The sequence below is a fragment of the Mangrovihabitans endophyticus genome (genome assembly GCF_014646155.1).
Classification (GTDB): Bacteria; Actinomycetota; Actinomycetes; order Mycobacteriales; family Micromonosporaceae; genus Actinoplanes; species Actinoplanes endophyticus.
In genome coordinates this window covers 1-25,865 of record NZ_BMMX01000033.1, presented here as the reverse complement: position 1 = coordinate 25,865, position 25,865 = coordinate 1, and the positions used below count along the sequence as shown (strand labels likewise).

28 protein-coding genes, 3 tRNA genes and 2 pseudogenes are annotated in these 25,865 nt (G+C 68.0%); 13 read left to right on the top strand and 20 right to left on the bottom strand.

The window, feature by feature from the left end; all coding sequences use genetic code 11:
• The first annotated feature begins 99 nt into the window (after nt 1-99).
• Both IEY73_RS25355 and IEY73_RS25350 read left to right on the top strand, forming a co-directional pair.
• Entirely contained in the window at nt 100-453 is a 354-nt protein-coding gene (locus IEY73_RS25355; RefSeq protein WP_189081821.1) for a hypothetical protein, read from the top strand.
• Nucleotides 438-635, top strand: a complete 198-nt coding sequence (locus IEY73_RS25350; RefSeq protein ID WP_189081820.1) for a class I SAM-dependent methyltransferase — start codon at nt 438-440, stop codon at nt 633-635. Before IEY73_RS25355 ends, IEY73_RS25350 begins: the two co-directional genes overlap by 16 nt.
• Before the next feature lie 19 nt (nt 636-654).
• Here the strand turns inward: IEY73_RS25350 and IEY73_RS25345 are convergent, their stop codons facing one another.
• The gene (locus IEY73_RS25345) at nt 655-1,911 is read right to left on the bottom strand and encodes a lamin tail domain-containing protein (protein WP_229716142.1); all 1,257 of its coding nucleotides are present in this window, start codon (nt 1,909-1,911) and stop codon (nt 655-657) included.
• Nucleotides 1,912-2,140: 229 nt separating this feature from the next.
• On the opposite strand from IEY73_RS25345, the gene IEY73_RS25340 reads away from it, so the two are divergent.
• Genes IEY73_RS25340 through IEY73_RS25325 form a run of 4 tightly spaced genes read left to right on the top strand, consistent with a single transcriptional unit; the run spans nt 2,141 to nt 5,709 of the window.
• Complete coding sequence (locus IEY73_RS25340; protein ID WP_189081819.1) at nt 2,141-3,052, top strand: ABC transporter ATP-binding protein; 912 nt, start codon at nt 2,141-2,143, stop codon at nt 3,050-3,052.
• 1 nt (nt 3,053) lies between these two features.
• Nucleotides 3,054-3,794, top strand: coding sequence for an ABC transporter permease (locus IEY73_RS25335; protein ID WP_189081818.1), 741 nt, complete (start codon nt 3,054-3,056; stop codon nt 3,792-3,794).
• Between the two features lie 8 nt (nt 3,795-3,802).
• Complete coding sequence (locus tag IEY73_RS25330; RefSeq protein WP_189081817.1) at nt 3,803-5,086, top strand: sensor histidine kinase; 1,284 nt, start codon at nt 3,803-3,805, stop codon at nt 5,084-5,086.
• Nucleotides 5,083-5,709 (top strand): response regulator, encoded by a 627-nt coding sequence (locus IEY73_RS25325; RefSeq protein ID WP_189081816.1) that lies wholly within the window; start codon nt 5,083-5,085, stop codon nt 5,707-5,709. Before IEY73_RS25330 ends, IEY73_RS25325 begins: the two co-directional genes overlap by 4 nt.
• 22 nt (nt 5,710-5,731) lie before the next feature.
• On the opposite strand, the gene IEY73_RS25320 is transcribed toward IEY73_RS25325, so the two are convergent.
• The 3 genes from IEY73_RS25320 to IEY73_RS33750 form a co-directional block, all read right to left on the bottom strand.
• Nucleotides 5,732-5,911, bottom strand: coding sequence for an antitoxin (locus IEY73_RS25320; RefSeq protein WP_189081815.1), 180 nt, complete (start codon nt 5,909-5,911; stop codon nt 5,732-5,734).
• Nucleotides 5,912-5,999: 88 nt separating this feature from the next.
• Nucleotides 6,000-7,238 (bottom strand): serine hydrolase domain-containing protein, encoded by a 1,239-nt coding sequence (locus IEY73_RS25315; protein ID WP_189081814.1) that lies wholly within the window; start codon nt 7,236-7,238, stop codon nt 6,000-6,002.
• Nucleotides 7,239-7,331: 93 nt separating this feature from the next.
• Nucleotides 7,332-7,547: a hypothetical protein gene (locus tag IEY73_RS33750; RefSeq protein ID WP_229716141.1), complete on the bottom strand. Its 216-nt coding sequence runs from the start codon at nt 7,545-7,547 to the stop codon at nt 7,332-7,334.
• Between IEY73_RS33750 and IEY73_RS34435 the strand changes: the two genes are divergently transcribed.
• The 4 genes from IEY73_RS34435 to IEY73_RS25295 all read left to right on the top strand — a co-directional run bounded on the left by IEY73_RS34435 (nt 7,529) and on the right by IEY73_RS25295 (nt 8,348).
• Nucleotides 7,529-8,083, top strand: a complete 555-nt coding sequence (locus tag IEY73_RS34435) for a MerR family transcriptional regulator (RefSeq protein WP_373292872.1) — start codon at nt 7,529-7,531, stop codon at nt 8,081-8,083. The two genes, IEY73_RS33750 and IEY73_RS34435, sit on opposite strands and share 19 nt — an antisense overlap.
• Nucleotides 8,074-8,146: transfer RNA gene (locus tag IEY73_RS25305), tRNA-Gly, on the top strand. Before IEY73_RS34435 ends, IEY73_RS25305 begins: the two co-directional genes overlap by 10 nt.
• 37 nt (nt 8,147-8,183) lie before the next feature.
• A tRNA-Cys gene (locus IEY73_RS25300) sits at nt 8,184-8,254 on the top strand.
• A 19-nt stretch (nt 8,255-8,273) separates the two neighbouring features.
• Nucleotides 8,274-8,348: transfer RNA gene (locus IEY73_RS25295), tRNA-Val, on the top strand.
• A 111-nt stretch (nt 8,349-8,459) separates the two neighbouring features.
• On the opposite strand, the gene IEY73_RS25290 is transcribed toward IEY73_RS25295, so the two are convergent.
• The 15 genes and pseudogenes from IEY73_RS25290 to IEY73_RS25220 all read right to left on the bottom strand — a co-directional run bounded on the left by IEY73_RS25290 (nt 8,460) and on the right by IEY73_RS25220 (nt 19,914).
• Complete coding sequence (locus tag IEY73_RS25290) at nt 8,460-9,974, bottom strand: LacI family DNA-binding transcriptional regulator (protein WP_189081813.1); 1,515 nt, start codon at nt 9,972-9,974, stop codon at nt 8,460-8,462.
• A 17-nt stretch (nt 9,975-9,991) separates the two neighbouring features.
• Nucleotides 9,992-10,315, bottom strand: coding sequence for a helix-turn-helix domain-containing protein (locus IEY73_RS25285; RefSeq protein ID WP_189081812.1), 324 nt, complete (start codon nt 10,313-10,315; stop codon nt 9,992-9,994).
• A gap of 59 nt (nt 10,316-10,374) precedes the next feature.
• Nucleotides 10,375-12,144 carry a replication initiator gene (locus IEY73_RS25280; RefSeq protein ID WP_189081811.1) on the bottom strand — a complete coding sequence of 590 codons (1,770 nt, stop codon included), beginning with the start codon at nt 12,142-12,144 and terminating at the stop codon, nt 10,375-10,377.
• Nucleotides 12,141-12,980, bottom strand: a complete 840-nt coding sequence (locus IEY73_RS25275; protein WP_229716140.1) for a phosphoadenosine phosphosulfate reductase — start codon at nt 12,978-12,980, stop codon at nt 12,141-12,143. The genes IEY73_RS25280 and IEY73_RS25275 overlap by 4 nt, the downstream gene beginning before the upstream one ends.
• The gene (locus tag IEY73_RS25270; protein WP_189081810.1) at nt 12,950-13,279 is read right to left on the bottom strand and encodes a DUF4031 domain-containing protein; all 330 of its coding nucleotides are present in this window, start codon (nt 13,277-13,279) and stop codon (nt 12,950-12,952) included. The genes IEY73_RS25275 and IEY73_RS25270 overlap by 31 nt, the downstream gene beginning before the upstream one ends.
• 100 nt (nt 13,280-13,379) lie before the next feature.
• A complete protein-coding gene (locus IEY73_RS25265) occupies nt 13,380-14,747 on the bottom strand; it encodes a hypothetical protein (protein WP_189081809.1) in 1,368 nt (455 codons plus the stop codon).
• Nucleotides 14,744-14,959, bottom strand: coding sequence for a hypothetical protein (locus IEY73_RS25260; protein ID WP_189081808.1), 216 nt, complete (start codon nt 14,957-14,959; stop codon nt 14,744-14,746). Before IEY73_RS25260 ends, IEY73_RS25265 begins: the two co-directional genes overlap by 4 nt.
• Nucleotides 14,960-15,339: 380 nt before the next feature.
• Nucleotides 15,340-15,630, bottom strand: a pseudogene (locus IEY73_RS34430) (hypothetical protein); the annotation flags it as partial.
• Nucleotides 15,627-15,926 (bottom strand): hypothetical protein, encoded by a 300-nt coding sequence (locus IEY73_RS25250; RefSeq protein WP_189081807.1) that lies wholly within the window; start codon nt 15,924-15,926, stop codon nt 15,627-15,629. The gene IEY73_RS25250 and the pseudogene IEY73_RS34430, both read right to left, overlap by 4 nt.
• Nucleotides 15,926-16,285 carry a nucleoside triphosphate pyrophosphohydrolase family protein gene (locus tag IEY73_RS25245; RefSeq protein WP_229716139.1) on the bottom strand — a complete coding sequence of 120 codons (360 nt, stop codon included), beginning with the start codon at nt 16,283-16,285 and terminating at the stop codon, nt 15,926-15,928. The genes IEY73_RS25250 and IEY73_RS25245 overlap by 1 nt, the downstream gene beginning before the upstream one ends.
• Nucleotides 16,282-16,977, bottom strand: coding sequence for a DUF6197 family protein (locus IEY73_RS25240; RefSeq protein WP_189081806.1), 696 nt, complete (start codon nt 16,975-16,977; stop codon nt 16,282-16,284). Before IEY73_RS25240 ends, IEY73_RS25245 begins: the two co-directional genes overlap by 4 nt.
• A 123-nt stretch (nt 16,978-17,100) precedes the next feature.
• Complete coding sequence (locus IEY73_RS25235) at nt 17,101-17,490, bottom strand: hypothetical protein (protein ID WP_189081805.1); 390 nt, start codon at nt 17,488-17,490, stop codon at nt 17,101-17,103.
• A 71-nt stretch (nt 17,491-17,561) separates the two neighbouring features.
• Nucleotides 17,562-18,500: an FtsK/SpoIIIE domain-containing protein gene (locus tag IEY73_RS25230; RefSeq protein ID WP_229716138.1), complete on the bottom strand. Its 939-nt coding sequence runs from the start codon at nt 18,498-18,500 to the stop codon at nt 17,562-17,564.
• A 10-nt stretch (nt 18,501-18,510) separates the two neighbouring features.
• Nucleotides 18,511-18,972, bottom strand: coding sequence for a single-stranded DNA-binding protein (locus tag IEY73_RS25225; protein WP_189081804.1), 462 nt, complete (start codon nt 18,970-18,972; stop codon nt 18,511-18,513).
• A 66-nt stretch (nt 18,973-19,038) separates the two neighbouring features.
• Nucleotides 19,039-19,914, bottom strand: a complete 876-nt coding sequence (locus tag IEY73_RS25220; RefSeq protein ID WP_189081803.1) for a hypothetical protein — start codon at nt 19,912-19,914, stop codon at nt 19,039-19,041.
• Nucleotides 19,915-20,086: 172 nt separating this feature from the next.
• Here IEY73_RS25220 and IEY73_RS25215 point away from each other — a divergent pair, with 172 nt between their 5' ends.
• Both IEY73_RS25215 and IEY73_RS25210 read left to right on the top strand, forming a co-directional pair.
• On the top strand, nt 20,087-21,277 hold the full coding sequence (locus IEY73_RS25215) for a tetratricopeptide repeat protein (protein WP_189081802.1): 1,191 nt from the start codon (nt 20,087-20,089) through the stop codon (nt 21,275-21,277).
• A 22-nt stretch (nt 21,278-21,299) separates the two neighbouring features.
• Nucleotides 21,300-22,013: a creatininase family protein gene (locus IEY73_RS25210; RefSeq protein ID WP_189081848.1), complete on the top strand. Its 714-nt coding sequence runs from the start codon at nt 21,300-21,302 to the stop codon at nt 22,011-22,013.
• A 995-nt stretch (nt 22,014-23,008) separates the two neighbouring features.
• On the opposite strand, the gene IEY73_RS25205 is transcribed toward IEY73_RS25210, so the two are convergent.
• Nucleotides 23,009-24,607 carry a DUF262 domain-containing protein gene (locus tag IEY73_RS25205; protein ID WP_189081801.1) on the bottom strand — a complete coding sequence of 533 codons (1,599 nt, stop codon included), beginning with the start codon at nt 24,605-24,607 and terminating at the stop codon, nt 23,009-23,011.
• Nucleotides 24,608-25,593: 986 nt separating this feature from the next.
• On the opposite strand from IEY73_RS25205, the pseudogene IEY73_RS25200 reads away from it, so the two are divergent.
• Nucleotides 25,594-25,865, top strand: a pseudogene (locus IEY73_RS25200) (TRM11 family SAM-dependent methyltransferase); the annotation flags it as partial.

Below are 25,865 nucleotides of genomic sequence, written 5' to 3'. Positions count from 1 at the left end.
CGGCGGCGCGGCGGGAACGGATGAGCACGTCCGCGACCCCTGAACGAGCTGACTCATGCTGACACGGTGGCCGCCCGACCGTGTGGCAGCATCACCGCGGTGGCGGGAACGACGGACTGGCACGACTGGCACGCGCCGTACGCGGATGGCGGGTCAGCGCTGTCGCAGCGGTTGCGCCTGGTGCAGCGGCACATCGACGAGTGGCTGGACGAACGTCCGGAACCGGCGCTGCGGGTGGTGAGCGTGTGCGCGGGCCAGGGCAACGATCTGCTGGGCGTCCTCGAGCGGCGTGCCGACGCCGGCCGGGTGCGCGCCGAACTGATCGAGAAGGACCGCGCAACGCGTCCGTCGCCCGCGACCGTGCCGTCGCAGCCGGGCTCGACCGGGTCACGGTCGCCTGTGCCGATGCGGGCGACTTCGCGGCGTACCGGTCGGCGGTGCCGGCCGATCTGATCCTGCTCACCGGGGTGCTGGGCAACATCAGCGACCCGGACGTACGAGCCACGATCGACGCCGCGGCGCGGCTGAGCGCTCCCGGAGCAACGGTGGTCTGGACGCGTACGCGCCGGGAACCGGATCTGACCCCGGCGGTGCGCGGCTGGTTCCGTGACGCGGGCTTCGCCGACCGCGGGTGAGCCGCCACTTGCGCCGCGGTCACCGTCCGAAGCAGACGCTCCGGCCGGGGCGTACCTGGTCCGCTCGGTAGGCGGCCTGGTCGATCAGGTTGCCGGAACCGTCGACCAGCACGATCTGGTCTCCCCGGTTGCCCAGTGTGGTCGCCGATGATGCGGTGATCTGCGTCAGCGCACCGCTGGCCAGCGTGCCGGACAGGTCGGTGCGTCCGCCCGCCGCGTCCAGCAGGCCCCATCCGGTCAGGTCGACCGGTTTGGCGGTGACGTTGAGCAGCGTGACCAGTTCGTGGCCGCGATCGGTGCCCACCGGGTCGGGCAGTGCCGCGACGACGAGCACGTCGCCGGCTGCCGGGGGCGGACCGGACGGGCTTCCGGGCAGGGCCGGGTCCGGGTCGATCACCATGTCCTCCGGCCAGACGATCATCTGGATCGTGTCGCCCGCGCCGCGGATGACGTCGTGCATGTTCGCGGCTTCCAGCACGTCGAGCCGGAACAGCCGGTCGTCGCGGTGCACCGGGTCGGCGCGCAGCCACGCGTCGAAGCCGTCGAAGTCGGTGCGCCCGGACGCCAGGTACGGCACCAGCCGGCGGAACAGCTTCGGCCACAGGACAAGCTGTTGCAGGGCGTCGAGGTCGGTGACGGTCGCCGCGCCGTTCGGGTCGGCCGTGGACATCGCCCACACCCCGGCGGGCGGCTGGGCCGAGCGCGCCGCACGGGACGCCTCCGCCAGGTGCGTACGCAAATCGGCGGGCAGGGTCGCGTAGAAGGCCGGATAGGCGAGGCCGGCGGACAGCAGCGCGGCATTGACCGAACGATCGACGGTGGCTTCGTCGACGAAGATCGCCGAACCGTCCGGGCCGGCGTGGTCACCGGGGTAGACGAAGGCGATCAGGCGCCCGTTGGCGTCGACCCCGTTGGACAGGACATGCCCGCGAATCGAGTCCTGGTCGGCCGATTGGACCTTGTTGGGCGCGTCCGGGAAATACACCACGTTGGTGAAGCCGAGCCGGTCCACCATCTCGTCACGGGCCGCCGTCGCGATCTTGAGATCCTGGTAGGTCTCCTCGAAGTGGGTTTCCAGGGCGTCGATGGCTTCCAGACGCACCGAAATGCCACGCCGGTTGATGTCCGGCGGTCGGCCCGACCGGCGCGGCAGGGTCTCGACCAGGGCCGGCGTGTCGGGCAGAAACTTGATCGTGTCGCCGTCCGGTTCCGGGCCCTGCCGGGGCAGATCCGGATAGCGGATGACGAATTGTCCACGCAACAACGTGTAACTCACGGCGCCTCCCGCAACGACATGACGCATGGTGTCGCAGTCGCGACGCGAGGAGGCTATGCACCGGGAAAGCCCGCCCTCCAGCCGAGCGTCCGTGATTTGTCTCGCCGCAGACCCGTACGCGCCAAGGCTGTGACCTCGACGAATGAGAGTCTCCTCCACCGATCGGTGGAGGGGGCAGATCGACCGCCGGTCGATTCGCGGCACCTGGCGCCGATGTGACGATCACAGCATGACAGTCATCGAGGTCTCGAACCTGCAGAAGCGGTACGGGGACACCGCCGCGGTGCGCGACGTCTCGTTCACCGTCGAGCGCGGTGAGATTTTCGGCATCCTGGGCCCGAACGGCGCCGGCAAGACCACCACCGTCGAGTGCGTGGCCGGCTTGCGGACGCCGGACGCCGGAACCATCACCGTCCTCGACCGCCCACCCCGTGACCATGAATTGCGCCGGCTGGTCGGCGTGCAGCTACAGGAGGGGCAACTGCCCGAGAAGACCACCGTGCGAGAGGCGCTGGAACTGTTCAGCGCGTTTTATCCGGAACCGGCCGATTGGCGCGCACTCGCCCGCGAACTCGGGCTCGGCGACAAGCTCGGCACCCGGTTCGCGAAGCTGTCCGGCGGCCAGAAACAGCGCCTGTCCATCGCGCTCGCCCTGATCGGCGACCCGCGGATCGCCATCCTCGACGAGCTGACCACCGGCCTCGACCCGCACGCCCGGCGCGACACCTGGGACCTGATCGAGGGCATCCGGGCGCGGGGCGTCACGGTCCTGCTGGTCACCCACTTCATGGAGGAGGCGGAGCGACTCTGCGACCGGATCGCCGTGATCGACTCCGGCCGGGTGGTGGCTCTCGGCACCCCGGCCGCGCTGATCGCCGAGATCGCGGCCGAGCAGCGGCTCCGGTTCCGCCCCTCGGAGCCGATCGAGGATGCGTTGCTGCTCGCCCTGCCCGAGGTCACCGAGGTCCGACGGCACGGCCCGCGGATCGAGGTGGTCGGCAAGGGCGAGTTGCTCCACACCGTCATCGCGCTGCTCGCCGGGCGCGGCATCATCGCCGCCGACCTGCGTGTGGAACAGGCGGACCTGGACGAGGCATACATCCGCCTGACCAACCGCGAGCCCCTGGCAGAGGAGCGTTGACATGGGTCTGTTCGCCAAAATCACCCGCAACGAGCTGCGCCTGTTCCTGCGCGAACCGCTGGTGGCGTTCTTCAGCCTGGCCTTCCCCACCATTCTGGTGGTCATCCTGGGCAGCATCCCGGAATTCCGGGAACCCAGCGAGGCCCTCGGCGGTGTCACCGTGATCTCCCTGTACGTGGGGATCGCGCTCGCCCTGGGCCTGGCCATGCTGGGGTTGCAGTTCATGCCGACGGTGCTCGCGAGCTACCGGGAGCGGGGGGTGCTGCGCCGCGTCGCCGTCACACCCGTACGGCCGGTCACGCTGCTCGGTGCGCAACTGGCCGCGACGCTGGTGATGGCGCTGGTCTCCGGCATCCTGGTGCTCGCCGTCGGCAAGATCGCCTTCGACGTGAACCTGCCCGGTCAGCCGGTCGGCTTCCTGATCGCCTATCTGCTGTGCGGTGCCGGGGTGTTCGCCGTCGGCCTGCTTGTCGCGGCGCTGGCACCCAGCGGCAAGGCCGGCAACGCCATCGGCACCCTGCTGTTCTTCCCGTCGATGTTCTTCGCCGGGCTGTGGACACCGCGCGAGGTGTTGCCGGCGGTGCTCCAGCGCATCGGGGACTTCACGCCGCTCGGCGCCGGCGAACGGGCGCTGCACGACGCGGCGGTCGGCCAGTGGCCCGCCCTCTTGCCCCTGGCCGTGTTGTTGGCTTACGTAGTGGTGTTCGGAGCGGCCGCCGCGCGGCTGTTCCGCTGGGAATAGGGGGACCCATGACCGATCGGGGCGCGATGCGGGGGCTCGACCAGTGGCGTCAGCGCCTCGATCGGTGGGTGCTGTTGGTCCCGTACGCGTGCCTGGCCGGGTCGGTCGCGCTGTCGCTGGTGGCCGACGCCTTCCGCTTGCTGCCCGCCAAGCCGTTCCTGTGGGGCCTGGCCCTGTCGGTGGTGGCCGCCGCGTGGCTGGCCTGGTTCGTGACCCTGCACCCGCAGTGGGAGCACCGGCGCGGACTGATGGCGGTCTTCTTCCTCGGGCACCTGCTGCTGATCTTCCTGCTGATCTGGGTGAACCCGCTCTACGGGTTCTACGGCTGGACCGGATACCTGGTCCTCGTGTACGCCCTGCCCGGACGGTGGCGGCTGGTGGGGGCCGGCGCGGTCGCCTGTTCCGGCGCCATCTCGCAGATCGGCGGCTTCGACACACTCACCGCGCTGAACGGGCGGATCGCCTTCGCCATGGTGCTGGCACTCAACCTGGTCATCGCGGTCGGCATGACGCACCTGACCACGGCGACCCACGAGCAGTCGAACCGCCGCGCGGCGATGATCGACGAACTTGCCGAGGCCAACGAACGGCTCGAAGCCGCGCTGCAGGAGAACGCGGGCCTGCACGCCCAGTTGCTGAACCAGGCTCGCGAGGCGGGCGTGCTGGACGAGCGGCAACGCATGGCCGGCGAGATCCACGACGTGCTGGCGCAGGGCCTGACCGGCATCGTCACCCAGCTCGAAGCGGCGGACGCGGCCCGGTCCCGGCCGAACGACCTGTGCCGACACCTCGACACGGCCAAGCGGCTGGCCCGCGACAGCCTCGCCGAGGCCCGCCGCTCGGTGCAGGCGCTGCGACCGCAGAACCTGGACGCGGCGGCGCTGCCCGACGCGATCGACGAGGTGGTCCGGGGCTGGTCGCGGCTCAACGACGTGACCGCCGAGCTGATCACCACGGGCACGCCCCGGCCGCTGCTGCCCGAGATCGAGACGACCCTCCTGCGCACCGCGCAGGAGGCCCTGGCCAACGTGGCCCGGCACGCCGGTGCCACCCGGGTCGCCCTCACCCTGTCCTACATGGAGGATCTGGTCAGCTTGGACGTACGCGACGACGGCACCGGCTTCGACCCGGAGGCTCCGCTCGCTGCGGACTATCCGGGCGGGTACGGGCTGAACGCGATGCGCGAGCGGGTGATCCGGATCGCCGGCCGGCTCGACGTGGAGTCCGAACCCGGAGCCGGCACCGCGATCTCCGCCCGCGTGCCCGCGATCGCCCAGGGCGCCGCGGCATGATCCGCCTGATCGTGGTCGACGACCACCCCGTGGTCCGCGACGGGCTACGAGGCATGTTCGACGGTGACGACCGGTTCGCGGTGCTCGGCGAGGCCGGCAATGGACGGGAAGCCCTCGCCGTGGCCCGCGCGGTGGACCCCGACGTGGTGCTGCTCGATCTGCGCATGCCGGAGATGGACGGCGTCACCACGATCCGGGCGTTGAAGGCGGAAGGGTCCCGCGCCCGGGTACTGGTGCTGACCACGTACGACACGGACAGCGACGTCCTCCCGGCGATCAAGGCGGGGGCGACCGGCTATCTGCTCAAGGACACGCCGCGCGAAGACCTGTTCCGTGCGGTCGCGGCGGCGCACCGCGGGGAGTCGGTGCTCTCCCCCGCGGTGGCCGGCCGTCTCATGGGCACGCTGCGCTCACCGGCGAAGGAGCCGCTGAGCCAGCGGGAAGTGGAAGTGCTGGGCTTGATCGCGCGCGGCTGCTCCAACCGCGAAGCCGCGGGCAGACTGTTCATCAGCGAGGCAACGGTGAAGACACACCTGCTGCACGCGTACGCCAAACTGGGCGTCCGGGACCGTGCGGCGGCGGTGGCGACCGCGTTCGAGCGAGGGTTGCTCGGCTCGGACTGACGACCGTCGCGTCGCCGGGCCGTCACGGTTGCGTGTCGCCCGCCCCGGTCCGGCGCTGCGCCTCGTCGACGCCGCGGTCGACCTGCGACGAGTACTTCCCCTCGGTGCGCTTGTCGATCTGGTCGCCGATCTTCTCAATGGCCTGATCCACCTGCTTGTCGTGCTTGTCGGCGAACTGCTTGGCCTTGTCCAGGAAAGACATCGCAGACTCCTCCTCGCTGTCGTTCGAACCTCATCCGTTTCCCGTGCACCGGGCCACTAAACGACGCGCCGCGGGGTGTCGTCCCCCATCAGGCGACATCACGCCAGCCGGAACGGACCGTGTCCGGCCCGGCCGCCGTCCCGTCGTGCCCGCACATGACGTCCTCCATGAGCTGCGACGTGCGGCGGCGCACCGCGAGTCCGGCCTCCTCGTCGGCCAGTTGCGCGGTCAGCGACAACACCACGACGCGGGCGCCGTCCGCGCTCACCGCGTTGGCCGTGCTCACGCCGAGCACGTCACCGCCGTGCGACCAGTAGCCACCGCACCGCGTCGGGATGTACGCGATGCCCAGGCCGTACCGGGAACCGGGCTCGGAGTCCTGCCGGCTTTCGGCGAGGACGGTGCGGTGCATGGCGGCCATCTCGCGCGGGTGGAGAAGCCGTCCGCGCTGCAGGGCCTGCCAGAAGCGCGCCAAGTCGCCCGGCGTGGTGATGAGGCTGCCCGCCGCATCGGCGACGGTGGCGTTGAACAGGGTGGTGTCGGTCATCTCGCCACCCGGCTCCCACTGCTGGTAGGCCCTGGCGTGCGGCACCGGGAGATACGGCCGGTCCCCCGGCATCAAGGTGTGGCGCAGCCCGAGCGGCTGGAGAATCCGGGCGCGCACCTCGGTGGCCCACGCTCGGCCGGTTACACGCTCGATCAGCATGCCGGCCAGGACATAGTTGGTGTTGGAATAGTCCCATCGCGTTCCGGGCGCGAATTCGGGTTCGTGCTTCATGGCCAGCGCGACGACGTCGGCGGCGGTGTAATGATCGAACCGGTGCGCCCGGTAACCCGCGAAGGAACCCACCACGGCAAGATCGTTGGTGTAGTTGTAGAGGCCGCTGGTGTGCTGCAGCAACTGACGGACGGTGATGGTTCGGCCGTCGTTGCCGTTGCCGGTGACGACCCCGGGCAGCCAGCGGTCGACGGTGTCGTCCAGCGAGAGTCTCCCCTCCCCGACGAGTTGCAGGACGGCGACCGAGACGAAGGTCTTGGTGTTGCTTCCCATCCGGAAATATCCGCCGAGCGGCACCGGCGTCCCCCGGCGCAGGTCACCCACTCCGGCCCGGGCGCGTGTGGTGACACTGTCGACCCGGGCCAGTCCCTGAACGCCGGTGATGCCCAGCGCGTGCAAATCGTCGACCGCGGCGTGGATCTGCCGGCCGCGGTCGCCGGGTGGGGCGGCGACGGCCGGCGGCGCGCCGCCGGCCACCACCGCCGCCGTCACCGCGACGGCCGTCCCCCACCGGCCGACACGTCCCCACCGGCCACGATGTCTGCGCATGTCCTTCTCCCTCCACGTCGGACGTACAAGCCTCGACGCTATGAAGGTTTGCGATGCGTCTCCATCAAGCGGTCCCCCCGAACCGTGGTGGGGTCAACCCCCGGCACCGCCGGCGAGGACCTCCTTGACGAACACGATCGCGTCGTGGCTCGCCAGCCCGGTGGCGGTGCGGCCGTACAAGCATGCCCGCTCCCACTCGTCCCGCGACGAGGTGGCGATCAGGTGAGGCGTCTGCGCGTCGAGCACGGCGACCAGGTCGTCGGCGAGCAGCCGCAGTCGTTGCCCCTGCGGTGTCTGCCCGTCCCCCACCGCAGGAACGCGGCGACACGTACGTGGGTAGGCTCGCTCGACGGCTCGGCATCCGCCCCACCACGCTGCGAAAATGGGAGGCTGCCGGCCTGGTCCGGCCACGGCGCGATCCGCACACCGGTTACCGGGTGTGCAGCGCCTGCGACGTACGCGACGCTCGGCTCGTCCACCAGCTAAGGAGAGGCGGCTACCTGCTGGCGCAGATCGCACCGGTGATCGACCAGATCCGCACCGCCGGAGGCGTCGCACCCGCTGGAGGCGATGCTGCACGATGGGCACGCTCGGCTCTCCGCCCGCAGCCGGGCCATGCTCACCGGCGCGGCAGCCTTGAACGCCTACCTCGACGGCCAGCCGCACGCCACCCGCGACCGACCGGGTTCACGCGGCTAGCCGACCCGGCTTTCCGCAGGTCACGACCGCCAGCCGGGGCAAATCGCGACGCGCCGGGGGTACCCCGGTTTGGCAACGTCATGGCGTACCCGCTAAAGTTCCTATCCGTCACCGGGGAACGCGCCCGGGGAGACAAGCGGACGTAGCGCAGTTGGTAGCGCATCACCTTGCCAAGGTGAGGGTCGCGGGTTCGAGTCCCGTCGTCCGCTCGGAGAGGCCACCACAGGTAACTTGCGGGGCCGGCTCGGTGGAGTGGCCGAGAGGCGAGGCAACGGCCTGCAAAGCCGTCTACACGGGTTCAAATCCCGTCTCCACCTCGGCGTAATCACGCTTAGAGGGCGATTGGCGCAGCGGGAGCGCGCTTCCTTGACACGGAAGAGGTCACTGGTTCGATCCCAGTATCGCCCACCAGGTAAAATTGCAGGTCAGAACGGGTTTCGTCCCATCGGGGCGGGACCCGATCTTTGTCTCCGAGACCGTTCGGGAGAAGCCTGGGAGACGATCTTGGGTGTTGGTTGACGATCACTGCGTCTCCTCCCCCAGCAGCCGATCCAGCACCGCGACCGGCGACTGCGGGCTCAGCGCCCGCCGCGCGTCCAGCGCCGCCGACCACAGCCCGGACAACCCGTCCAGCAGCCGACCCGTCATGCCCGAGGTGACGTGCGAGTAGCGGGCCTGCACCGAGCCGTCCTCGTGCCCCATCTGCGCGTCCATCAGCGTCGCCGGGGTACCCAGCTCGATCATCATCGTCTTGTACGAGTGACGCAGCCCGTGCGGCGTCAACCCCGCGGCGACCGGCAGCCAGCACGCTTCCGCCCGGCCGACCGCGCCGCGGCCCCGCACCGGCACACCCGGCCACGGATCGGCCAGCACCGGCACCGGACGGGCCGGGTGCGGTGCCTTGCGCGGATACCGACCCGTGGCCGCCGGTTGGAACAGCCACGTCGCGAAGCCGTTGCGCCGCCAGTGCGCGGCCAGCACACCCGCCGGTGCACCCCGCACATAGCCCAGCTCGGCCACCGCCGCCAGCACCCTCGCCCGCGTCGGCACCGCCACGACCGGCCGGTCGTTCAGCACCGCCGACACCGTGCCGACGCCGACCCCGGCACGCCGAGCCACATCGACCAGCCGGGAGCCGGACTGCCCGGCGGAGCCGTTGACCGCCCGGTAACCACCGAACAGATACCGCCGACCGTGACACGGGCACGGCCCCGCCGGACGGGCGGCGACCTGATCCGTCAGCAAGGCGAGCAGCCACGGCGGCACAGCCACAGTCCGCCGTGACTCGTCCTTCGGCGGGCACCGGTGCAACAGCCCGTTGTCCAGCTCATAGAGCTGCCACTCCACCCTCACCCCGGCCGGACGCACATATCGCGTCTCCAAACCGACCAGCTCACCCCACCGCATCCCGGTGAACCCCAGCGTCAGCACCGCCACGAACTCGTCATCACGGCCCGACAGCAGCGCCGCCCGCTCGGCGATCAACAGCACACCGAGCGCCGTCGTGATGGTCTTCTCCGCCGCCCGATGCACCGACCGGCCCGTCCGCCGACCCCGGCCCTTACGCTTGGCCGCGGGATTCACGGCGATCAGCCCGTCCTCCACCGCATCAGCGAGGATCAGATGCAGCAGCGCCCGCCACGACCGAATGCTGGCGTCGGCGTACCCGGCCTTGCGCTCGGCCCGTTCCCACCCCGCCACCGCGTCACGGGTGATCGCCAACAGTTGCTCGTCCTCGAATGTGGGCAGCAGATGCTCCTCCAGCCTGCGACGGTAGTTCTGCATCGTCGAAGCGGCCAGATCCTGCCGCCGATACCAAAGGTTGGCGTACGCGCCGAACGTCATCCGCCCGGCCACCGGATCGACCACTCCGCCCGCACGCACCTTCGCCTCCGCATCGTTGGCCGCCTGCTCGGCCTCCCGCCTGCTGCGGAAGCGGACCGGCCGCCCCGCGGCGTCGGCCACGGTCGGATACTTTCCCGGACCGGCCTTGAACCGGCCGCGCCAGTAGTCGCCGCGTTTCTCCGCGAACCCCACTGTGGACTCTCCTCTCACTAGGCGGCGCTATGGCCGCGATTGTGCTCGTGCAACCGCCGCGGTGGCCGCGCCCGCAGAGGCAGCTCCCCCTCCGGCCCGGAAGGCGGGGAGACGGCACGGGCCACACCACGCCGCTGTCCGCCGGCATCCGGCTGCACCTCGAACAGGCGCACGATCGCGGCGATGTGCTCATCGGTGAACAGGTAGCTGCCGCCGATCCAGCAGAACGGGATGCGCCGCCGCCGGGCCTGTTCCTTGACCCACCACTCCGAGCACCGCAGCAGCCGGGCCACCTCAGCAGCCCGGTAGAAGCCCGCGGGGGCGGGACCGGTGGTCGTCATGGCGAGCGCGGTGTCCTCTCCGAAACGGTGTCAAGGCGGCCTTGACAGTGGGGGGCTGTTCAGGCGGCGTGGGTGGTCAGGTACTGGTGGGCGGCTTCGGCGTGTTCGCGGGCCATCTGGGCGGAGGTGTTGGCGAGCATGGCGTCGGCGTTGGTGAGCCATCCCGCGCCGACGAATTGCAGGAAGTTGACGACCAGGACGGTCGGCTGTGTCTCAGGGGTGGTGTCGGGGCCGTTGGTCTGGGCGCGGCGGAAGTCGAGGCGTTCGTTGCGGAGCTGGCCGAAGGTGGTCGAGTAGCGGCGGGATTTGGTGAAGCAGTGGCCGCCGAAGCCGAGCATGTGTGCCCAGCGGCGCATCCGGGCGGACGGGTCACGGCGGCCCGGTCTGCGGCGCGGCGGTGGCGGTGGCGGCTCGGCTAGGTCGTGGGCGGTGCAGACGGGGCAGGCGCGGTAGCGGGTGCGGGTGCCGCAGCCGGGGCAGGTCCACGGCGGGCCGAACGGGCGGGCGGGTGTGGCCGGGCGGGGCCGGGCCGGGATCGGTTCGGGGTCGTGGTGTGGTGCGCCGAGCTGCCAGCATGCGGCCACGAGCCGTTCGGTGTGGCTGCCGTCGGGGTTCGCGTACACGTCGATGAGTTCCTCGGTCATCCGGGGGGACAGATGGCCGGTGATCTCGGTGGATTTGGTGGCGTACTTGGCCAGGTAGGCGGCGACCTTGGCCATGGTGATCTCGCCGGGGCCGCGGCCGTCGGTGGTGATCACCTTGGTGAGGGCCTGCTCGCCCCAGGCGATGCGCCAGCCCTCGGGCCGGGCGGGGTGGGGTTCGGTGGTGAAGGCGACCGTGGCGGCGGCGTGGTCGACGGCGGCTTTGAGGTCGTGGGCGTCCAGGCCGGGCGGCGGCGCGGTGATGGTGCCGGGCCGGTCGGGGTCGCGGCCGTCGAGGCGGACGGTGACGTGGAAGTGGATCGCGGCGCGGCGTTGCATCTCCGCGCCTTTGTCGAACTCCGCTCGCACGGGTGAGCGGCGGCGGGTGCGGGTCCGGCCGTCCGCGCCGACCGTGACCTGATGCGCGTCGGGGATGCCGCGAGCGCGGGCGGTCTGGTGCAGGTAGCGGTTGACGGCGATGGTGGTGCGCCGCCACAGTTCGCCGGACATCAGGTTCCACACCGCGTGCGCGTCGTAGTCGTAGCAGTCTCGGCACAGCGGCGCGCCGAGATTACGGTCATCGGCGGGATGCCGGGCGAAGCAGACCATGCGGGAGCCGTGTTCGCAGACGGTGAAGTCGCGGCGGGCGTGGCAGGGTTCGGGGCGGCAGTCGCAGTCGGCGCGGCGGGCGCAGGTGTGCCGTTTCACCACGCGGGTGTGCACCGGCCCGAAGCTGGGTGCGGTGAAGGTGGGGAACACGGCCGGATGGTGGGCGACCTGCTCGGGGACGCCTTTGCCGCCGACCAGTCCGGCGCGCACGATCTGGTAGGCGTCGTTCTGGTACAGCTTCGAACAGGAGGGGCACACCGAAGCGCGGCGGTTGCCGCACCGTTTGTAGATCGCCCCGTCCGGCATGTCCCGTGTGGAGCGTTGGGCGAGGAGGCGGCCGGTGGTGGCTTCGATGGTGGCGATGGTTCCGGCCAGCCGGACCGGCCGCGTGCACGCGGACGCGGATTGCACGTGCGCCAGCCAGGCGTCGTAGTCGGGGCGGGCGGCGCGGGCGACCGCTTGGCGGTGCAGGTCGGTGGAGTGCCGCCACCAGGCGGGGACGGTGACCGGCTCGGCGCAGGCCGTCGTGCCCGAGGCCGCGACGGTGCCGGGTGCGACGGGCGGCGTCGAGAAGGTCATGTGAAGCAGGCCCCGTTGTCGCACAGCGGTTCGTCGTCGAAGATCGGCAGCATGTCCTGGGCAGTGGCGACCGCGTCGCGCAGTGGCCGGTTAAATCGGGTCAGGTAGACGGGGTCTTTGCCGAGGGCGCGGCGGCGTTCTATGAGCAGGGTTTCCAGGGCGCAGGCCCGGTCGAAGATGTCCGGCCGGTCACGGCGGGTCTCGGCCCAGGTGGAGGGTCGCCGGAACGGGCAGAACCAGCACGCGCTCTTGGGCGGCACCGGGAGGCCGGCCGCGCGGATGATGCGTTCGCAGTCGTAGCGGCGCAGGGCCGGGTCCATGTCGAAGATGAGCGGGTAGGTGGGGTGTTCGTAGGGTTCAGCCCGACGGTTGTTGATCCGTTCGATCTCGTCGAGGCTGATCCCGATCCCCACGGTCGCCGGGTATGCGGCGCTAGCGCCGTGGGCTTTAAGCCATTTGCCGATGACGCGGATCTTGAATTCGACGGTGCATCCGCGGGTGCCGGGTTTGCCGTTGGACATGCGTACCGGGATCGGCAGGGAGCGAGAACCGGGCCGGGTGAGACGGCCGTACAAGGTTTCGGTGCTGCCGTCGCGGCGGACCTTGTGCAGCTCGTGAAGCCGGATGCCGTGCCGGGCGGCGTAGGGCATCGCGTACTGGTGCAAGTAGGCGAGGGTGGTCGGGTCCTCGGAGTCGTCGCCGACATTGGCGAACAGGAACACCGGGAAGTCGATTCGGCTGGTCGCGGCCAGTACGAGAGCGGCCGTGGATTGCACGCCGCCGCCGTAGGAAAAGGCTCGTAGCGTCACCTTGCGGCCCCCGCCTTGTGCCGCCACCGATCCCGGCGGGCGGTGATGAGGGTGCCGAAGTCGCGGATGTCGATCGGGATCGCCCCGGCGCGGATGGCGCGGGTGCGCATGGCATCCACGACGTCGTAGTGGTAATGCACGCAGACACCGCGGGGGGCGGGGCAGGTGGCGTAGCGGCAGCGGGCCTGGAACCAGGCCGGGCGCAGGCCGAGCCGGGCGGCGAAGGCGCGGAGTTCGTCGGGGGTGTCGGCGGTGAGATGGGACCAGCGGCCGGACAGGCGGCCGACGGTGGTGGGGCAGCGGTAGTTGTCGACGTAGACGGTCACGGTGTGGTGCTCCTGTTCCGGTGGTGGTGGGGTCGGCTCGTCGGCCGGGGCCGCCCCCGAAGCGGATGCTTCGGGGACGACGCTGGATCGGCGAGACGCGTCAGCGGTCGGCCTTGGCAGGCGTGCCGTTGGCGGTCGTCGTGTCGTGGTTGGGGTTGTTCGGGCCGAGGTCGAGCACGGCCAGGGCTTGGGTCGCCAATTCGGAGTTCACCCGTAGGCGGGCGGCGAGCTGTCCTGCTTTGATCGGGGTGCCGGTCTCGGTGCGGTACTGCGTGGCGATCTCGCGGGCCTTGGCCAGCAGGGCCGGGTCGACGGGCAGCGGCAGAGGCATCTGTGCGGGCTTCGGCTCGGTGACAGGGGTGTCGGCGGCGGAAGCGGCCAGCGGCTCGGCCGGGGCGGTCGGCGCGGTCTTGCGAGGCTTGGGCTTCGAGACGCCCGCAGGAGCCAGCCGGGTGGCGGTCGGTCGTAGCGGGATGGTCGTCGGGCTGGGGGTGACCCGGGCGGCAACCTCGGCCGGGGTCGGCACGGGCTCGGTCCGGGTAGCCGTGACGGGTTCCGGCATCGTTGCCGGTTGTCCGCTGGGCTGGGGTTCTGCCAATCGCGGCGCGGTGATGCTGGGCGTGGCGACGGCGGGCGGGGTCGGGGCCAGAGCCGTGACAGGCTCGTTGATGGCCGGGATGGGCACGGGCGGGGAGACCGTGGTGGTCTCGGGTGTGTGGTCCGGTTCGAACCACAGGGCACGGTCACCGCGCTGGCGTACCTCGGCGATGACGGCGTCGTCAGCGGTCAGGCTCATGCGGGCCAGCCGGGACACCCGGCGGGTGCGGAGCCTGCCGGAACCGTGCTGGATCTTGTAGTAGAGAGTGGTCATCTGCTGAATCAGCCGTTCACGGTGAACGGTCTGCACATCACGTTCTCCGGGCTCGATCGCCCCGAGCGCCAGCAGCAGCCGCCGCGGAGTCCACCGCCAGGTGGACGCGTCGGCAGGCCGCTGAGCGGCACCGCCGACCAGGCCGTCCCACCACTGTTTGGTGACCAGCAGCGGGATGACCATGCGCAGGACAGCCTCAGGCACCGAGTGCGAGGCGATCCCGGCCACGCCGGACATGCATACGGCGACCGTCCACGCGGTCGTGCCGAACCGGCCCGGCCAGGCGAACTGGCGCATGTGCCGCTTGGCGCGGATCATCGCCAGGCTCAGCAACGCCTCGAACACGAAGAACAGCAGCAGGGTCAGGCCCAGCGGGAAATGCAGCCGGTTACGGCTGATCTCCCACACTGCCTCGGACGACCAGCCCAGCCCGACCAGCATGACCAGGTTGGACAGAGCGTCGTCGGGACGCTCGCTGCGCGCGATCCGGCGGACCACCCACAGCAGCAGAGCCACCGTCAGCAGCAGACCGGCCAGCAGAACCTCCCGGCGCTGGGCCAACGGCACCAGCCAGCCGGGAACCGTGACGGCGATCATGACGGCACCGTCCCGTCCTCGCCAGGCTCAGCGAAACGGGAGAACCCCATGACGGTGACGTTGCGAACGCCCGCCTCCCGCGCGATCCAGTCACGAATGTCATGTACGTCAGTCATCGACTGGATCGACTCGGACAGCGATAGCTCGCAGTTGGCCATGCCGAGACTGCCGACCGGGCCTTCGAAGGTGTAGGAGACGAAGTAGCGGATCATGACAGCGCGTCCTTTCCGGCGGGGTCGAACAACGACCGCGCCTGGTAGGCAGGTGTGGTCGGCGGTTCGGTCCCGGCGCGTCTGGCCGCGCGGGTGATCCTGCGGGAATGGGCCTTGAGCAGGCTTTCCTGCTGCTCGCAGGTGAGTCGGGCGACCGCGTCCGGGTCCTCCCCACGCCGCCGTCTCAGCAGCGGACGCACGGTGGCGTTCGTGGGACAGTCCAGAACCTGATCAGGGAAGCGGTAACCGCATCCCGGACACACCGAAGCGGCCGGGACACCGGGGAAGTGATCGGCGAACACCTGCACCAGGGTCGCCACCGAGACAGCGAGTCCGGCGTCAAGCAGCCGCCGGTCCAGCGCACCCCGGGCGGTCCGGTCGCCGTAGCGCATCTGCGCGGCCTGCCTGGACACGCCAAGCCGGTCAGCGATCTCGGACCAGGAGTAGGAATACGGACTCTTACGCAGACCCGCCACGGCCAGCCGGGTCACCGCGTCCACTTCAGACGACAGCCCGGCCAACGACCGCAGCGCCTCCACATCACCCTCGGCGACCCGGCGCGCATACGCGCGCAGGATCCGCCGGGCGAACGCATCGAACTGTGTGGTTTCCACGTGCCGCTTGGCCCGCTTACGCGCACGCCGCGACCGGTCCGGGGTGCCCGCGCTCATCGCACGATCACCCCCACCACCGTGTACACCACGGCCGTGGTGAGGGTGAGCCGGATCCCGGCCCGCTGCCAGCCCGCGGCCAGCGCCCACCACCGCCAGGTCACCAGATACGCCGACGGTCCGAGACGCCGCGAACCCGGCGACCAGAACGTGGCATCCGAATGCCGACGGCCGTCCAGCGCACGGCCCGTGACGAACCGGACCAGCCACACCAGCACGGCCCCCGCCCGCCGGGAACGACGGGCACGGCGACGCCGGTTACGTGTCAAGCCGGGCTTGACGGTGTTCTTGCCCATCAGGCGTCACCGCCCTCAGGAGCGAGGGTGGTGCCGTCCAGAACTTCCAGCGCCTTGAGGAGCGTCCCGGAGGAATCCCGCTCATAACGCCGGTGGGCGTTGACCGCAAGCTTGAACGCGACCGCGTCCTGCAGGTCGATACCGTTCATCTCGGCCAGGCCGAACAGGTAGATGGCGACATCGGCCAGTTCCGTAGCCAGCTCGGCTACCCGGTCGCGACGCCAGGCGTCGAAAGCCTCGGCCAGCTCACCGTGCAGCAGACCGAACTCCACCGCCACATCGGCAGTGTTGAAGCCCTTGACGACCTTGTTCGACCACGCGGCCGCCTGCATCTGGCGGATCGTTTCGAGCGCGCTCACTCGGCACCACCCTCAATGCCGCCCTCGGCGAAGGTTCCACCGGGGATGAGCATCTCGGCCAGCGCGGCCAGGTCGTCGTTACGCTGGTTGATCACCCGCAGGGTGTCGATCAGCTCGTACGCCGGGCGGCTGGCCGCGTCCCGCAGGACGTGAGTGACATCCTCCCGACAACGGCCCTTGGCATCGTTGAACTCATACGACTCGGAGCCGTCCTCGACCAGCAGATACCGGTCCAGGTGCAGCACCGCCGCTTCGAAGTCCAGAAAGCCGGGATCGTCGAAGTGTTGCGCCGGGGCGTCGACCGGCCCGCCGTAGCAGACCATGCCGACCGCACCGACCAGGCACGCCGCAGGCGTGAACGACTGCGACGCCGCGTCGTAATAGGCACCCTGGATCCAGCCATGCCGCTCCAGATACAGCGCCGCGCAGCGCAGCACCCGCGCCGTGACCTCATCATCGGTCTCCGTGACCGCATCGACCGGGCAGGCCGACAAGGTGCCATCCGTGGCGGCCAGAGCCACACGGCCGGCATCAGTCAGGCTGTAGCCGAGCGACTCAGCGTCCACCGGACGGGCCGCCGTGCCGGTCGCCGTAGCGATCCAGGCGCGGAAGCGATCCAGTGCGGCGAGGAAGTCCTCACCGAACGGGCGGGGCTGTGCCGGGTTGTGGTCGGTTTCGTGGGTAGAGTTCATCGTGCCGACTCCTTCCGTCGGATGGGGGTTGGTGACAGGGCGGCGGCACCGGCTTGCTTTCCAGGGCTGAGCCCGGTGTCGTCCGCTCGGACCGAGGTCCGCGGTTGTAGTTGTTGGTGCCGGTCAGTGCATGTGCTGCACGATGGTGATGCAGCGGTGACCGCCGAGCGCGAGTCCGCCGACCAGCAGCAAGACCACGGGGACGGCGAGGACGCCGAGACCCAGGACGGTCCAGAGCAGCCAGCCGCCGAGCAGCACACCGGCCAGGAAGCCCAGGCCGATGACCGCGCCGAAGCCGAGAAAGACGCGGCGAAACTTGGCGTCGCGCTCGCGGATTTCGGCCTGGCGGGTCTTCCACCGCAGATACAGTTCGGTGTTCTTCTGCTGCTGCCGGACGATCTCGGCCGGATTGAGCAGGCCGTACCGCTGAAGGTCGGACTGCATGGCGGGGTCGACGTAGTGCACGACCCGCACCGGCTGGATCGACTGGACGGGGAGATTGCGTCGGGCCATGAGATTCGGCCCTCCTTCCGTAGGGGTTGTGGGTCCGCCCGGACGGGTGCCGGGAGGGGGCGTGGGACGCATCAGACCGCCGGGGGCAGCAGCCGCATGTTGCGCTGTTGCTCGGCACGGTGCTCGGCGCGCAGGCCGGCCGCGTAGGCGGCGATGGCCGCACAGGTGCGGTCATCCAGATAGGCGGTCTTGACCAGTTGCGGGCTACCGCCCTCGGCGATCAACAGACCGGCACCGGGGTTATTCGGACTGATCATGTTCGCTGACCAGCCCTTCTCAACCCAGCCGCGTCCCAGGACGATGTCCGACGACGAGTCGTTGGTGCACCGCCCGGCAAACCGCCACGCGAACAGGTCACGCAGCGAGGTCGGGATGATGTCCGAACTGGGGCGTTGGGTCGCGGCGATGACGATGATGCCGACCGCCCGGCCACGAGCGACCAGGTCGCGCAGCAACTCAGAGAACGAGTCGCGTTGCTTCTTGTCCCCGACCGTGGCCGAGTAATAGGCGATCTCGTCGATCGCGACCACGTACGGCAAGAACGCGTCCGGCACCCAGATCACCTCGCCGGTGACCGGCGAGCGAGTCTGGATCTTCTCGACGACCTTGCGGCGCTCGGCGTCGAGCAGGAACGCGTACCGGTTGTCCATCATCGTCTGCAACCTGGTCAGCAGCAAAAATGCTTGGGCGATATCCGGGCCGACGAACGCCTCGGCACACTTACGCCACTGGCCCAATTCAACCTGCTTGCCATCCAGCAGGATCAGCTTGCAGTTCAGGCACAGCGCCGCATAGGCGACGAGCACATTCAACAGCGCCGACTTACCCGCGCCCGGCTCCCCACCGATCAGCAGGTTGCGCCAAATCAGCCGGATCAGCACCTGCATGCCGAACTCGTCGATCCCGACCGGAACCGGCTCGAAGATCGACAACGGTAGACCGGGCTTGACCGGGGGTAGGCCGGACTTAACCGGGCCGGATGCCGTATTCGCGACGGCGACGGGCAGCACAGCTCAGCCCTCAGACCGTCGCCGGAGCCGCCGGAGTAGCCGGAGCGGCGATGCTCCAGGCGTCATCCTGCGGCGCGTCCGGGATGAACCCGTCACCCTTGCTGCGACTCATCCGCGTCACCTTGGCCTGAGCGAACCGCAGACTCGGGCCGATCTCATCAACCTCCAGGCCATACGCCGAACGCTTCTCGCCGGACTCCTTGTCCTCCCACCGCGACAGCCGGAGCCGACCGGTGACGATGACACGGGTGCCCTTGGTCAGCGACTCGGCGATGTGCTCGGCCAAGTCACGCCAGCCGGTGCAGTTGAGGAACAGCGGGTCGCCGTCCTTCCACTCGCCCGACCGACGGTCCAACGTCCGCGGGGTCGACGCCACGGTGAACTTCACCAGCGCGGCACCGCTCGGGGTGAACCGCAGCTCCGGATCGCCGGTCAGGTTCCCCACAACAGTGATCGTGGTTTCTCCAGCCATCTCAATTCTCCTTGTCGGTGATGGCACAGAACAGGACTTGTAGTGCAGGCACCCAGCCACAAACGGTCATCCGCGACCGCCGCGACGTGATGGTTCGGATGCCGGGTCTTCGATGTCGGCCAGCTCCAAGCCGACCAGCGGCACAGCCGGAGACACCGGCACATCCGCCTCGTTGTCGTCACGCAGGCTCGGGATGAACAGCGCCAACGGCGAGTCAATCCGGCCCGACAGGGGGTCACGGCGGGAGACGTCGACACGCACCAGCGCGGCGTACCGCTCCGAGCCGGCAGCGATCCGGACCTGCTTGGCGATACAGGCCACTGCGATCAGGCCCGCTTTGCCTTCCAGGTCCTCCAGCGACAGGCCCGCCCGTAGCCACAGCCACACCCGCTCACCCGCGAGTGTCGGCCGCGCCCACAACAGCAGCGGCAACACCACCGGACGGCCACCCGCCGCACGTGCCTGCGAACGCACCAACGTCGCGAAACACACCCGCAGCCGATGCCGCACCACCAGGCACCACAACCACGCCCACACGAACCGGCGCGACCGGCGCGGCACCAGCACCGCCAGCGACACCGCAAGCGACACCACCGACGCGATCCACCACGCACTCAGGTGCGCCACCGTGACCCAGCCACCCGCCACAGCCACCGCGACCGTGATCTCCACCGACCACCACCACAACACCCGCAGCACCGGCCAGACCCGCACCAGCACCGCCGTCACCACCGCGGCCAGCACACCAGCAAGCGCGCCCAGCACCACCGCCAACAGCAGTGGGCAGAACACGCTCAACGCCGCCGTCAGCAACGCATCCGCTACCAGACCCGCGACCACCGCCGCGACCCCAGCACGCCGCGCATACCACTGCGACACCGGCGGCTCCACCACCGCAACCGCACCCACGGGCGCAGCGGCGAACAACTTCCTCCGCGCCATAGCACACCTCCTTGTTTTCCCTGATACGTGATCTCAAGGAGACAGCGGAAAGGCGGGAAGATGTCAGATGGCGCTACTTAACAGTGCCTAACAATGCGCTGTTAAGCACTACACGACGTCCGTCAATTGACGCAGAATGGAGCGCGACCATATCGCGAGGGGATTGCAGGACATGAGTTTCGGCATGCCGACGCAGGCGAAGACGCCGCTTCAGGCCGCCCGGTTAGAGCGAGGCTGGAAGGCGTCGCAGACGATCCGGGCGCTCCTTCAGGCCGCTGACGACGAAGGAGTCCACATCGCCAGCGAGCGAAGTCTTGCCACCATGCTTTCCCGCTGGGAGAACGGGCACGGCGGCAACGATCCGCTTACGCAGCGGTTGCTCTGTCGTGTCTACGGCCAGTCGGCCGAAGAGCTGGGGCTTGTCACCGCGACCACGGACGCCACCGTCCTTCCCCATATCGCGCCTGCGGTCGGACCCGAGATGGTCCACTACTTCAAGAACATCTTCACCGAGCATCTACGCGCCGATAATCTAATGGGACCGCATCATCTTGTCGATGTCGTCCGCGCACAGACAGTCCTGCTCGATCAGATGCTTCCGAACGCCCGCGGCGATATACGGCGCGAGCTGCTGAACCTCGCACTCAGGTACAACGAATTCGCAGGATGGCTGTACCAGGACGCTTGCAATTCTGATGCGGCAATGCGCTTTACCGATCGCGCGATGGAATACGGACTCGAACTCGGCGAGAACCGGCCGAGCGCGTACGTCCTGATGCGCAAGGCTGACATCGCCTCCGCGATGGACCGGCCAGACCGGGTCATCGGGCTCGCGCAGGCCGCACTCCGCGATGCCGGAGACGCCGAGCCACGCCTTCGCGCGCTCGTCCTTCGCCTCTGTGCTCGGGCATATGCGCGCCAGGGAAACACGAGCGACTGCATCCGCGCCCTCGACGCCGCCCGCACCGAGATCAGTCGCCCGACTGATGGCCCAGACGGACTCACCGACTACTGCACTCCCGCGTACATCGGAATGGAGGCCGCCATCGCCTGGGCCGAACTCGGCCACTTCGACACCGCCATTGCGACCTACGAGCACAGCTTGCGGAGCTGGCCGGATGCACTACGCCGAGACCAGGGACTCTGCCTCGCCCGTCTCGCCACCGCCTACGCTGGCAGAGACGACACCGAGCGCGCCTGCGCCACTGGCCGCCGCGCCGTCGAAGTCATCAGCTCCGCAACATCGAGCCGCGCCCTCGTCGAGTTGCAACGGGTACGTGTTCGACTGGCACCGCTGCACAGACATGCGGAAGTATCCGACTTGAGCGACCGGATCAGGCGACTGTTGCAGCCGGCCGCCTGAGCCGGAGGAGGCGACAGCGTTGCTGGACCTGATCACCACCGCGACCTCGAAGGACGAGGCCGATCGCGGCGTCACCGTCGCCCTGCTCCCCGTCGGCAGCTTCGAGCAGCACGGCGACTACCTGCCGCTGGCCACAGACACCATCATCGCCTGCGTGATCGCCCGCGAGATTGCCCAGCACTACCCCGTCATGGTGTTGCCGCCGATCACCATCTCCTGCTCGCACGAGCACGCAGCCTGGCGCGGCACCGTCAGCATCAGCGCCCGCACCCTGCACCAGGTCGTCACCGACATCGCCGAATCGCTTTCGGCGTCCGGTGTCGACAAGCTCGCGATCATCAGCGGCCACGGCGGAAACTACGTCCTCAGCAACATCGCCCAGGAAGCATCCGTACGAGGACCGCACATCGCCGTCTTCCCCCAGGCCAGTGACTGGAACAAGGCCCGCGAGGACGCCGGGCTCGAATCCACGGGTCACGAAGACATGCACGCGGGAGAAATCGAAACATCGCTCCTACTCGCCACATACCCGGACGTCGTACGGCCAGGCAACGAGACAGCGGACTGGACAGCCGACGACCGACGACACCTACTGACACTAGGCATGGCCGAATACACAAAATCCGGCGTCATCGGACGACCTTCGCTCGGAAACGAGTCGAAAGGGCTGGAGATCCTTCACAGCTTGCGCGATTCCTTCGCCCCCTACCTCAGCCTTCTCGGTCAGCAGAGCTAAGTCGGTGTGGTCGGGCGTGCTTCCTCCGCCGATAACCAGCGCACCCAGAAGCTACACCGGCCAGAGTTGAACACCATCCAGCGTCTGCCGTCGCCATCACGCGCAGAGTCGCCATCACGCGCAGATCAGTGGGGACTTTGCGGGTACGATCACGGTTTCACCGGATCGGCATCCGTTCGTGCCTGAGAATGGCCAAGATCTGGATCCCGGCAAGCAGCACCTGTCAAAACTCTAGGTACGTCTTCATTTAGCCTTTAAACATGCCGTAGATGCCTGTGACGGTCCCAATCAGTCCGGTGAGAGTGGCGAACTTTGCCGCCGGACCCACCCACAGTCCACGCGTATTCTCTCGCCATCTCGCTGTCCACCACAGGCTTTGGAGCTTTTGCCACTTATGCTGACGCACTCGGCTGCATCCCAATAGGAGACCTGACGAGTTGTTTCGGCAATAGTCAACCGAGCCCCCGCTTCTCGTTCGGTTAACTGCCCCACACCACACTGGTGCCTGGAAAAGGATGTAGAAGAGAAGGAGGCCGACGAGGATCGCATAGGTACCCGGGCCGAGTCCGCTCGCAGTGCTCACCGAAATGATGATGACGGCGAGCGGGACCACGCCCCAGTAACGCCAGAGTGCCACGGATGTTCGAGCTGCCATGCTCACAGAAAGTACCGGTACGTGCGCTAAGGGTGAAATACCCGGATCGGATGTCCGACACCGTAGCCTCTGCAGAATCTCAGTATCGTCGGCCGCACCTATGCCTGCCCCGGTGAGAACTTTCTCTACATCTTCAAGGCGGCCCTGCGGGCCGCACGCGGGGCTACCCTTGCCGGCCGTCCGCGCCTTGCCGCTCCGCTCACGGCGCGGCCCGGCATTCCCACCGCGACGACCGCAGAGCACGCCGAAGCCCAGCGTCCTCACTTTCTAAGGTCGCCTGGGCTTCACCTAGTACAACCACACCTCAAGCCTCTGTGCAGAGAACCGTGACCTTACAGGGTCAAACGTTTCCCTCGCATAGCTTATTCATTACCCTCTTGACAATCGGGAGTCGCGCCGCCAAGAAGTCTTCGAGCGATGCGTCTGCGTAGTTAAACTCGCTCGGCGCAGGCATAAGGTTTGAGCCGAATACTAAATCAGCGTGCTCGCCAAGATCGACTGCAAGCTGCGGCAGATAGTCGTTCGGAACGTCATCGCTAATCTTGTTGTTCTCCGACGCAGCGAGCATACAAAAGTTGAGAAGATAGTTTCGCTCCGTCTTCGGGTACCGATTCCGAAGATAGGCCTCTGGATAGATGTGATGAAATTGCTTCTTGTTGTAAACGGAAAGGGCCTCGCTTGTGTCGATTGCGGCACCGTTGGTCAGGTTAACAGGGCCTTGCTTTGCCAAGGCGAGGATAAAAGCCGCTGATCGCGAGTTGTTCTTGCGAAAGACGAGCCCTCGTAACGTCGCGTCGCTCGGAATCGAACCGTACGACTCGATATCGCCTCCGTCTATCACAAACTTCTGAATACCCTCCAAGTCTTTGGAAATGAAGTTCTCGGACGCGCCTCTGTATCGCTCGGAAAATGCCGTACGCCAGAACCACTGCCGCACTCTACGCAACTGCTCAGCGGACAATGTCGGATTGTTGGCCCATATATAAGCCAGAATGACCAAGTGAGCTTCGTATGGCAAGAAGTCGACCGAGTAAATCTTAAAGTCTGTGACTAGTTGATCGACCGCCCTCATCAGTGCCTTCTTCGTACGAACAACCAAGTCGTCCATCTGATCCGCGCTCCGCTTCCGCAGACCCATGATCCGCTCTTTCGCAACCGATCGATTCTCAATTGCGGAGAGACACTTCAGCACCGTATTGCGAGGGATGTCGCCGTAGCTTTTCGACGCCAAGGACAGAGAGATGTCATCAGCCTTGTCGTTTAGATCGAACGATTTCGACCAAGTGGCTGCAACCATCAGATCAAAAATCGACAGCTTAGTCGCGGAGTTGTTGATTCTCTCGAAGATCGGGCACACTTCCTCCACCGTTAGACCCTTAAGGATAACAACGGGTACGCGGTAGTTTGCAAAGACATGGACCAATTCGTCCAAACGGGTTTGGAGCTCGGAGGCTTTCGGATGGGACTGTAAGGCGGTCCTGAAGTTCAGCAACTCAGTCGTCCGATACATCCAACGCAGTGGAAATTCTACTAACGAATACGAGTCTTCCGCGGGAGCCACAAACTCTTGCTCCTGCAGGTTATAAACTGCCGAAAATCCGCTATCCATTGGGTCCGCGCCCAAGGCGGCATAGATTACTGTCATTCGCTGCTGACCATCGAGGACGTAGTCCGTAGGGCTGAGTTCTTCAGTTTCCGGAAGGCGGAAGTCTCCGATGTTCCGTTCGACGGCCAGCTTCTCTGTTGTCTTCCATAGGAGAAGGCTCCCGATTGGATAGTTGCTCCCGATGCTATCTAGCAGATCTCTCGCCTGATTCACCTTCCAGACAAAAGGTCGCTGGAATTGGGGCACCTTGATCAGCCCGTCACGGACATCCTTGATCAAATCCGCCAGGATGGGAGTCTTGGTTTCGAGCTTGCTAGCAACATTGGCGCGCATGACATCTGATCGTAGGGCACGAACCACTCTTAATGCCCGGTCGCTATCACTCTTATGGGCAAACGCAAGGCCCACAGAGCGGGCGTAAGTGCTATCGCGTTGCTGGAGCCACGACCAGGGCAGTCCGCGACAGGCGGCAGCCATGATCGCTACAACGAAGGCCCAAGCGCCTCCGGCGGGCAGGGCCTCCGGCCCTACGACCCGGGTCTGGCCTCCGGCGGCCGGGGCTCCGCCCACGGACCCCGGCGACTCCGGGATGCCCGGCCCAGCTCCGCGACCCATCGCACACCGGAGGCAACCAGACCGCGCCCGGGTGGCGAAGGTCGTTCGTCCGGTAGGGCGCTCCACCTTCACCACCCGGGCGCGGCCCGGCCGGGCGGAGCCTGCGCGACGGGATGCCACTACCGCTTCACGGCACTCCTGCTTTGGGAGAAATCGGGGAGACGATCTTGCAAATCGCACCCTTGTCGACCGCGACAGGCCAACGTGGACCATCAGCCTGACCAGCGCAAACAGCCAGACGCGCAGGTACAAGATCGGCTTCGACCTAGTTGACACGGAAGAGGTCACTGGTTCGATCCCAGTATCGCCCACGAGATGCAGGGGCCGTGTGTCCGCGGAAAGCGCGGACCGCGGCCTCTCGTCATGCCTGCTCCGGGGGCCGAGCCCCCGGACGCCCCCACGGTGCGGTGGTTCGGGCGGGATTGTCGCTTTCGCTGCCGGCCCCCTGCCGGCGGGTGCAGCAACATCCTCTTACGCTGCGTGCCCCCCTGTCGGTAGGTGCGGCAGGGGCAGGCATTGCCGCGTTCGCTGCCTGTGCCTGCGGTTGGATGCGGCAACCTTGGGCTGGCCGCTCTTGACTGATTCTCGATCGCGCGTTGTCAACACATCCTCCTCGCTACTGCCCAGCATCGGACGAACGGCTCACGCGTCGGCAACAACCGAACGGAAAGGCTCCTCGCCGACATGCCGATCTCGGCGAGCTGGTGTTCGACCCGATGTGCGGCAGCGGCACCACCCTCGCCGCATCCCAAGGCGCCGCAGCCACTGCCACGGTCCTCACCGGCGACGCCACCCGGCTGCTTGACCTGGTGCCCGCCTCCACGGTCGGCCGGGTCGCACTCGTGCTCACCTCACCGCCGTACGGGCGCGGCACGCACGGCCTGGTGCGTACCACCAGTGGCGGTGTCCGCAAACGGCACCACCTGTACGGCGACCGGGAACACGGCAACCTCGCCTACGCCGGATGGCCACGCCT